Source organism: Streptomyces sp. NPDC059373 (assembly GCF_042751495.1).
Lineage (GTDB): Bacteria > Actinomycetota > Actinomycetes > Streptomycetales > Streptomycetaceae > Actinacidiphila.
On record NZ_JBHYXC010000098.1, the window covers coordinates 1 to 1439 of the forward strand.

The window sequence follows — 1439 nt, forward strand, 5'->3', positions numbered from 1 at the left end:
CCAATGCCGGTGACTTAGGTGGCTTTGCCTCGTTGTCTTTCGTATGGCGAGGGTGGGGCAGGTCAGGGCGCCTGCGGGTGAGCGGTTGTCGGACCGGATCGCGATCGGGGTGCTGACGCGGGCGTTTCCGCGGGACCTGGTCGATGAGGTGATCGCGGAGACCGGGCGGGTCGAGCAGCGCAGTCGTCTGCTGCCGGCGCGGGTGGTGGTGTACTTCGTGCTGGCGATGTGCCTGTTCTTCGGGCAGGGGTATGAGGAGGTCGCGCGGCTGCTGGGTGAGGGACTGGAGGGCGGGCGGCGGTCGTGGCGGGTGCCGACGACCGCCGCGATCGGGCGGGCACGCCGGCGGCTGGGCGCTGAGCCGTTGAGGGCGCTGTTCGCGCGGGTGTGCCGGCCGGTGGCGGTGCCGGAGACGGCGGGTGCCTGGTATCGGCGGTGGCATCTGGTGGCGGTGGACGGCACGACCTTGGACCTGGCGGACACCGTGGCCAACGACGATTTCTTCGGCCGTCCGGGTTCAGGGCGCGGGACGGGCGCGTTCCCGCAGGCCAGGGTGGTGGCGCTGGCCGAGTGCGGGACCCACGCGGTGTTCGGCGCGGCGGTCGGGCCGCTGTCGGTGAGCGAGCCGGTGCTGTCACGGCAGCTGTTCACCCACCTGCGGGCGGGGATGCTGCTGCTGGCCGACCGGGGCTTTTACGGGTTCGAGTTGTGGCAGGCCGCCCGGGACAGCGGCGCGGACCTGCTGTGGCGGGTGCGCAAGAGCGCGGCCCTGCCCGTCACGCGGGTCCTCGCCGACGGCTCCTACCTCAGCACGGTCCATGCCGAACCCGACCGCAGGAGCCGCCGCAACCCGGTGGTGGTCCGCGTGATCGAGTACACCCTTGCCCGCACCGGCGACGCCACCGTCTACCGCCTGCTGACCACCTTGCTCGACCCTGAGGAAGCACCGGCGCAGGACCTGGCCGCCCTCTACGCCCAGCGGTGGGAGATCGAGACCACGCTGGACGAGATCAAGACCCACCAGCGCGGCCCCAAGCTCGTCCTGCGCTCGAAATACCCCTGGGGCGTGGAGCAGGAGATCTACGGCTTCCTCCTGGTGCACCACGCCATCCGGCAACTGATGCACCAAAGCGCCCTGCGTGAGGGCCTGGACCCTGACCGCCTGTCCTTCACCCGGTCCCTGCGGATCGTGCGCCGCCAGGTCCCGGCCCAGGCGGCGTTTTCCCCCCGGCAGACTCGCCCGGGCGCTCACCCGCACCCTGGCTGAGATCGCCGAACGCCTACTGCCCCCACGCCGCCACCGGACCTGCCCCCGAGTGATCAAACGCAAGATGTCCAACTGGCCGCTCAAACGGGCCGAGCACCGCAACTGGACGCCACCCGCACCAGACACCGTCACCATCACTCGGCAGGACAGAACCTAAGTCACCGGCATTGGG

Annotated in this window: 1 protein-coding gene; it reads left to right on the forward strand. The window is 70.9% G+C overall.

Going from position 1 to position 1439, the window contains the following annotated elements; all coding sequences use genetic code 11:
• Positions 1 to 43 precede the first annotated feature (43 nt).
• The gene (locus tag ACFXJ5_RS41185; RefSeq protein ID WP_384643693.1) at positions 44 to 1267 is read left to right on the forward strand and encodes an IS4 family transposase; all 1224 of its coding nucleotides are present in this window, start codon (positions 44 to 46) and stop codon (positions 1265 to 1267) included.
• Positions 1268 to 1439 lie beyond the last annotated feature (172 nt).

Bases quoted from the DNA above. Each gene is read 5' to 3' on its own strand.
- ACFXJ5_RS41185 (WP_384643693.1), top strand. From the start codon at position 44: ATGGCGAGGGTGGGGCAGGTCAGGGCGCCTGCGGGTGAGCGGTTGTCG.